At 56.1% G+C, this 6863-nt stretch carries 5 protein-coding genes; all 5 read right to left on the bottom strand.

Annotation, left to right across the window (positions count from 1 at the left end):
• Nucleotides 1-706: 706 nt before the first annotated feature.
• Nucleotides 707-1774 carry a sugar ABC transporter substrate-binding protein gene (locus RAC65_RS08870; RefSeq protein WP_039338561.1) on the bottom strand — a complete coding sequence of 356 codons (1068 nt, stop codon included), beginning with the start codon at nt 1772-1774 and terminating at the stop codon, nt 707-709.
• A 29-nt stretch (nt 1775-1803) separates the two neighbouring features.
• Nucleotides 1804-2805, bottom strand: a complete 1002-nt coding sequence (locus RAC65_RS08865) for an ABC transporter permease (protein WP_054634454.1) — start codon at nt 2803-2805, stop codon at nt 1804-1806.
• Nucleotides 2802-4307: a sugar ABC transporter ATP-binding protein gene (locus RAC65_RS08860; RefSeq protein ID WP_375096612.1), complete on the bottom strand. Its 1506-nt coding sequence runs from the start codon at nt 4305-4307 to the stop codon at nt 2802-2804. Before RAC65_RS08860 ends, RAC65_RS08865 begins: the two co-directional genes overlap by 4 nt.
• Nucleotides 4308-4619: 312 nt before the next feature.
• On the bottom strand, nt 4620-5591 hold the full coding sequence (locus RAC65_RS08855) for a threonine/serine dehydratase (RefSeq protein WP_039338555.1): 972 nt from the start codon (nt 5589-5591) through the stop codon (nt 4620-4622).
• A 27-nt stretch (nt 5592-5618) separates the two neighbouring features.
• Entirely contained in the window at nt 5619-6611 is a 993-nt protein-coding gene (locus tag RAC65_RS08850; RefSeq protein WP_375096597.1) for an ornithine cyclodeaminase family protein, read from the bottom strand.
• Nucleotides 6612-6863 lie beyond the last annotated feature (252 nt).

Raw genomic sequence — 6863 nt, 5'->3', positions numbered from 1 at the left:
GAGCGAAGGCACCGCGCAGCGGCGGGTGGGCAGGACGGGAGCCCGGGGGCAAGGGGCCGCGGCGGCTGGCGGCCCCTTGTCGGTCGCCCGCACCGGGCAGACTGAAACTCCAGGCCGCCTGGCGAGCGAAACCCTCTCAGCGCTTCATCAGCTGTCAGCGACTCAACCCTTCTCAGTGCCTGAAAAGACTTCTCGCACAAGCATCAATTATCGGTATCCAAAGCAATAAAAACGCTTGATCAGGCACGAATCTCAAAGCGGCGGGTGGGCAGGACGGGAGCCCGGGGTCAAGGGGCCGCGGCGGCTGGCGGCCCCTTGTCGGTCGCCCGCACCGGGCAGGCTGAAACTCCAGGCCGCCTGGCGAGCGAAACCCTCTCAGCGCTTCATAAGCTGTCAGCGACTCAAACCTTCTCAACGCCTGCTCGCGCAAGCATCACTGCAACTCATTATCTGTATCCAAAGCAATAAAAACGGCTGAACAGACGCAAATCTCAAAGCGGGAGAGTTGGGCAGGACGGGAGACCTTGTCGGTCGCCCGCACCGGGCAGACTGAAACTCCCGGCCGCCTGGCGGGCGAAACCCTCTCAGCGTTTCATAAGCCGTCAGCGACTCAAACCCTCTCAGCGCTTCACAAGCCGTCAGCGACACAAACCAGCCACCTCGCGCAGCGAATTAACCGCCCCGCGCAAGCGCCACCAACACCCCATTACTTCTTATATTTTGCTTCTAGCGTCGCAAACCACGGCTGGACAAAATCGTTATTGCTGCCCCAGCCCGGAATGATCTTGTTAAGCGACGCGACATTCACTGCGCCAGGATGGCTGTCGAGCGCCTGTTGTGAAATCGACGACGCTTTAAATTCATACGTTGCAGGCGTGGTTTCACCGGCGATCTTGTTCGCCACCAGGCGCATATTCACGGCACCGATAGTTTTCGGATCGACCGCGACGGTCTGCACCCACGGGCTGCCTTTCTGGCGCATCAGCTGCAAATCCTGATTGGAAACATCAATGCTGTACAGCTTGATCTCGGTGCGGCCATTTTCCTGCAACGCTTTATACGCGCCCTGGCTGAAGGCATCCCATGCGCCCCAGATGGCGTCAATCTTGCCTTTCGGGTATTTCGCCAGAATCGCGCCCACTTTGTTGGCCGTGTCGCCCTGGACATCCGTTGATACGGCACCAATGGACTCTAGCTGATGAATGCCTGGGTTTTCTTTTAATAATTTTTCATACACCACCTGACGGCGTTCCATCGGCGGGAAACCGGCGACCCATAACTTCACGATGTTAGCTTTGCCGTTGAAGTCTTTGATCAACTGCCCCAGGGAGAGCTGCGCCAGCGAGGCGTCATCCTGGGCGGTCACCGTCACGCCGGGAATCGGGTTGTCTACCGGTGTGTCAAATACCGACACTTTAATGCCCGCGTCAGCGATGCGTTTTACCAGTGCGCTGGCATAGGGCGCTTTGCCGTGTGACAGCACAATACCGTCGTATTTTTGGCTGATCGCCTGATTAACAAAATCCTGAAAACGCGCGTCATCACCGTTGCTGAGGAAGGTGCTGACTTTGAAGCCCAACTGGCGACCCTGCTGAATCGCGCCTGCCACAAACTGGGTCGTGTTGTCGTCGGAACCGAGGTTACGGATGACGGCAATACGAATCGGCCCTTCATGATTGGCGATGGCGGCAGGGACAGGTGTTATGGTGTCGGCAAACGCGGCACTGGCGTTTAACAGGCTCAGGGCCAGCAGCGAGAGTGTTATCTTTTTCATTATTCTTAACTCCAGTAGAAGAACGCGTCTTAACGACGCTGTACATAAGTGATGGCCAGCGCTAAGGCCAGCACTAATCCTTTGATAATGTCCATGGCGTAATAGGGCACAGATAACATCACCAGGCCGTTTTGCAGAACCCCTAAAATGACGGCCCCGACCAGCGTACCCAGCGCATTCGGCTTACCGGAGCCGGCCAGTGAAAAGCCGATCCAGGCGGCAGCCACGGCGTCCATCAGATAACCGCTACCGGCGTTAACCTGAGACGATCCAATGCGTGAGGCCAGCAGAATACCGCCCAGTCCGGCCAGTAGTGAGGCAATCACATAGGCCAGAACGCGATAACGCGTGGTGCGAATACCGGAAAGTCGGGCGGCTTCGGGGTTTCCGCCCAGCGCATACATGCGGCGGCCGTGTTTGGTCAGCGACAGCGCCAGCTGTGCCACCACGGTCACCACCAGCATGATAATCACGATCGTAGGTACCTGACCCAACAGGTTAAAGGCAGCAGGAATGGTGCCTTCCGCCATATCGCCGCTGGGCAGCACCATGTTTTCCGTAATCGAGCCGCCAAAGCTGTAGGTCATGGCGACGCCCTGAATCACAAACAGGGTGGCCAGTGTGGCCAGCATGTCGGGAATGCGCAGCACGACGATCAGAAAGGCGTTAAACAGCCCCACCAGCGTGCACAGCGCCAGAGTGATGGCGATCGCCGCCGTGGTATCGAAGCCGTACCAGACAAACAGCGAAATGACCAGGGCGTTTGCCAGTGACGCGGTAGAGCCCACCGAAAGGTCGAAGCCGCCAACGGTGAGGGATACAGAAACGCCCACGGCAATCACGGTTACGATGGCGATAGACCGCAAAATATTGACGATATTGTTCGGTTCCAGAAAGCTGTCGGAAGCCAGGCCAAAGGCAGCGATCAATATCACCACCGTCAGCAACATGCCCCACTTATAGAGGAAATCGAACAGCTGATGGCGCAGCGATGGCGATGCGGAATTCAGGGCTAACTCTTTACTGCTCACGCAGGGGTTCCTCCGGTGGAATAGAGCAAAAGTGTCTCCTCCGTGGCGCGTTGTCCGTCTAATTCCGCCACAATACGTCCGTCCCAGAGCACACAAATACGGTCGCATAAGCCGACCAGTTCAGAAAATTCGCCAGAGGCGTAAATGATCCCTTTACCTTCATGGGCAAGGTTGCTGATTAGCGTGAACAGTTCCGTTTTGGCTTTTACGTCCACGCCTTTGGTCGGTTCGTCGAAAATCAGGACATCGGCGTTATTGCGTAACCATTTGCCAATCGCCACCTTTTGTTGATTGCCGCCGGAAAGCCGACGTAACGGTTGGGCGGGGCCAGTCGTACGCACGTTAAGACGACGGATCACCGCTTCCGCCCAGCGCCAGGCCTGACGATGGCCGAACAGGCTCCAGCGGGAAAAACTGTCGTCTGCGCTGATACTGAGGTTCATCGCCACCGATTCGTCAATGAAGATGCCCTCTTTGCGGCGCTCTTCCGGCACCAGTGCCATGCGCTGACTCACGGAATCGTGTGGCGCTCGCGGTTTCCAGCGTTTACCGTGCAGTTCACCGCGGGTAACCCGGCTTTTACTGGCACCAAATAACGCTTTGCAGAGTTCGGTTTTGCCAGCCCCGGCCAGCCCGGCAATACCCAGAATCTCGCCCTTGTGTAAACGCAGTGAGATGTTCCGGAGCAGGTGTTCATCATGTAATCCTTCCACCGCCATGAGTACGGATGAGGACTGCAATGGCCGGCGCGGAGGATAGATATCGGTCAACGGATGACCCAGCATTTTTTCAACGATTTGCTCACCGCTCAGGGAAGCCATTGGGCTACTTTCCACCAGGCGGCCATCGCGCAGTACCGTCAGGCGATCGCAGATGGCTTTCAGTTCGTGAATACGGTGAGAGATAAATATCACGCCAATACCGCTGGTCTGCAGGCGACGAACTACGGCGAACAGGCGCTCGCTTTCGTGTTGGTCGAGTGGGGCAGTGGGTTCATCAAGAATCAGAAAGCGGCAGTGGTGCGACAGGGCTCTGGCCAGCAGGATCTGCTGCTTTTCCGCCAGCGAACAACGTTCGACCGGGCGTCTGACATCAATCGTGGCATCCAGCTGCGCCAGCAGGTCTCGCGCCTGACGACGCATATCGCCCCAGCGAAAGCCATGGCCCGGTTCGGCCAGCTGATCCAGCAGAATGTTCTCGGCCACGCTTAACTGGGGCACCAGCGCAACATCCACTTCCTGCTGCACCAGGTGAATGCCGAGCTTTTTGGCGTCACGCGGGCTGCGAATCGACACAGGCTGGCCGTCCAGCAGAATCTCACCGTGATAGTGACTGTGGGCACCGGAGAGTACCGCCATCAGGGTGGATTTACCCGCGCCATTGGCCCCGGTCAGGGCATGAACCGAGTGACCTTCCGTCAGAAAATCCACTGAGGTTAACGCGGCAAATCCGCCGAAATCGATAGAGATGTTACGCATCTCAAGGCGATTGACTGCACGCATCACGGAGCTCTCCATTAAAGTCACTGATCGCATTTTTTCCCGAAGCTACCGGTGCGGCAACTAACGAAAGCGCATAAGTTAGCACAGAAATTTATTAGCCATCCAGACATCTGGACATAATGGCGGCTAAAGCTGACTAAGCGCAGCAAGTTGGTGATTTAACGGTAAGAAGTCGCCTTAACCCAGCGGATTATGCTGCGCCTGGGCGTCAGTCTTTTTTAAACGGATGCGCTTTTATCTCAGGATAGGAAAATGCGACGTGGTTTTGTCGCAGACTTCACCACGTGCAAGAACGCATCGCATCCGTCGCGGTTACTTCACGGCATAGATTTCGGCGAGGTCGGCCAGATCCCAGTTACCGCCCGTTAACAGTACACAGACTTTCTCAGCGGGCTTCAGGCTGACCGATCCCGCCAGCAACGCGCCAAGGCCGATGGAGGCCGCGGGCTCGGCAATCAATTTTGCCTCACTGGCCAGCACCCGCATGCCCTGAGTAATATGCTCGTCGTCAACCAGCACAATCTCATCTACGTACTTTTCAATAATCGGGTAGGGATTGCGGCCCGGCACGCTGAGTCTTAAGCCATCCGCAATAGTATTGAGCAGCGGCAGTGACGTTGGCTGTTTGTTGATCCGACTTTGGTAATATTTCGGGGTCAGAGCGGGTTCCGCGCCAATCACTCTGACGGCAGGGCGGGTTTCTTTGATTGCGGTGGCCACACCGGAGAGAAGTCCGCCACCGCCCAGCGGCACAATCACGGTATCCACATCTGGCAAATCATGCAGGATTTCGCAGCCGATCGTTCCCTGGCCCGCCATGACCATCGGATCTTCAAAGCCATGCACTACCGCATAATTGTTGAGCTCGGCAATTTCATACACCTTCTTCCAGCGGGACGCATTGTCGCCATCGAAGAGAATCACCTCTGCGCCCAGGGCGCGCGTATTGTCGATTTTGATTTGCGGCGTTGTGACCGGCAGCACCAGAATGACCTTTACGCCCAGCATTCTGCCTGCATAAGACAGGCCCTGGGCATGATTGCCTGATGAACTGGAAATCATGCCGTTGGCAAACGCCTCAACGGGCAGAGAAAGGACCTTATTCAGTGCGCCCCGTATTTTAAACGCGCCGGTAATCTGCAACGTCTCCGGCTTGAGGTAAAGCTCACAGCCGACCCGTTTTTCAATTTTTTCAGCGCGGAGTAACGGCGTATGGCGAATATGGGCAGCGATGCGCTGCTGTGCGTCATGAATGTCCTGCAGGGTGGGGTACGAACGCGTCATATACATTACCTTCGTCTGAACGAAACGTTATTCAAAAAATGCAAATCCGGTTCCGTAGCCTTTTTCAAGGGCCTTGCGGTAAATGCGCCCGGCTGTCGTGTTGTCCTGAATGGCAAGCCCGGTGGAGTCAAAGAAGGTAATTTCCCGATCGTTTTCCCGGCCCGGTTTCGTCCCGGACAAAATTTCCCCGATTTCGGCATGGATCGCGTTTTCACTGATGATATTTCTGTCCAGCGCATGCCAGGTTTCTCCTTTCTGCGTGCACTGGGGCAGGGAATCCACGATCACTTTTGCCCGACTAAAAATCTGCGGGTCAAACTCCTGTTTACCGCGCTGATCGGTGCCAATGGCGATGATATGCGTGCCGGGCGGAATCCAGTCGGCCTCAATCAGCGGTCCTTTGCCCCGGGTGGTGGTGATAAGAATATCGGCTTGCCCGACCGCCGCCTGACAGCTGTCCGCGATAATGACCGGAATACCTGTGGTGCTTTCAATGTCCGCTTTGAAAGCCTGACGGGTGGCTGGCGTTCGGCTCCAGGCATGGATTTCCTCAATATCCATTACCCGGGCGATCGCCTGGATTTGCATTCTCGCCTGATTGCCAGTGCCAATCGCGGCGATTTTTTTGGCATTTTTACGTGCCAGTGCTCTGACGGAAACAGCGCCCGACGCACCGGTTCGCAGACCGGTAATCAGGCTACCGTCCATCACACAGCACAGGGCGCCGCTTTGGGCATCAAACAGGATGATCGTGCCCATACCGCTCGGCAGACCAGGACGGGACGGGTTTTCTGAAAAACCGCCGGAGGAGGCTTTCATCGAAATCAGTTCGTTGGTGCGGTAATAGCAGGTTTTAAAATCAATCTCGCCACGGGGGGCGGGCAGGTGCAGGCCGATATAGTCAGGCTGTTCCACCAGGCCGCCGTTAAAGGCCCTGTAGGCTTCGTCGACGGCTTCAATGACATCATCAATGCTGATGAGCTGTCGGACATCTTCTTTGGTGAGTAATAAGGTCTTCATGCGTCCTCGGGTCGTGTCAGACGAACGATTCCCGACTAGCGCAATGGTGTTAAAACGCGGCCGGGAAAAGAGGGATTCCCGACATTATTACACTGGCGTTGCAACAGAAAATGCCAATCTGCACCCCGGAGAAACGCTTTAAACTGTTTTAGCGACGGGTGACGAAAGCTAATGCTCGGGTAAGTGTGACGGCGGAAAGGCGAGCGAGGCGCAAAAAAAAGGGCTTATGCAGAATATAAGCCCTTAATCTTA

The sequence above is a fragment of the Pantoea sp. BS_8 genome, assembly GCF_041954965.1.
In the GTDB taxonomy this organism is placed as follows: Bacteria; Pseudomonadota; Gammaproteobacteria; order Enterobacterales; family Enterobacteriaceae; genus Pantoea; species Pantoea stewartii.
Note: the sequence above shows the minus strand (reverse complement) of the source record. Positions and strands in the feature narration are given on the sequence as shown.

What these genes read in the sequence shown, in the direction of transcription:
- RAC65_RS08855 (WP_039338555.1), bottom strand. Translation starts at nt 5,591, where the DNA reads ATGACGCGTTCGTACCCCACCCTGCAGGACATTCATGACGCACAGCAG.
- RAC65_RS08860 (WP_375096612.1), bottom strand. Translation starts at nt 4,307, where the DNA reads ATGCGTGCAGTCAATCGCCTTGAGATGCGTAACATCTCTATCGATTTC.
- RAC65_RS08870 (WP_039338561.1), bottom strand. Translation starts at nt 1,774, where the DNA reads ATGAAAAAGATAACACTCTCGCTGCTGGCCCTGAGCCTGTTAAACGCC.
- RAC65_RS08850 (WP_375096597.1), bottom strand. Translation starts at nt 6,611, where the DNA reads ATGAAGACCTTATTACTCACCAAAGAAGATGTCCGACAGCTCATCAGC.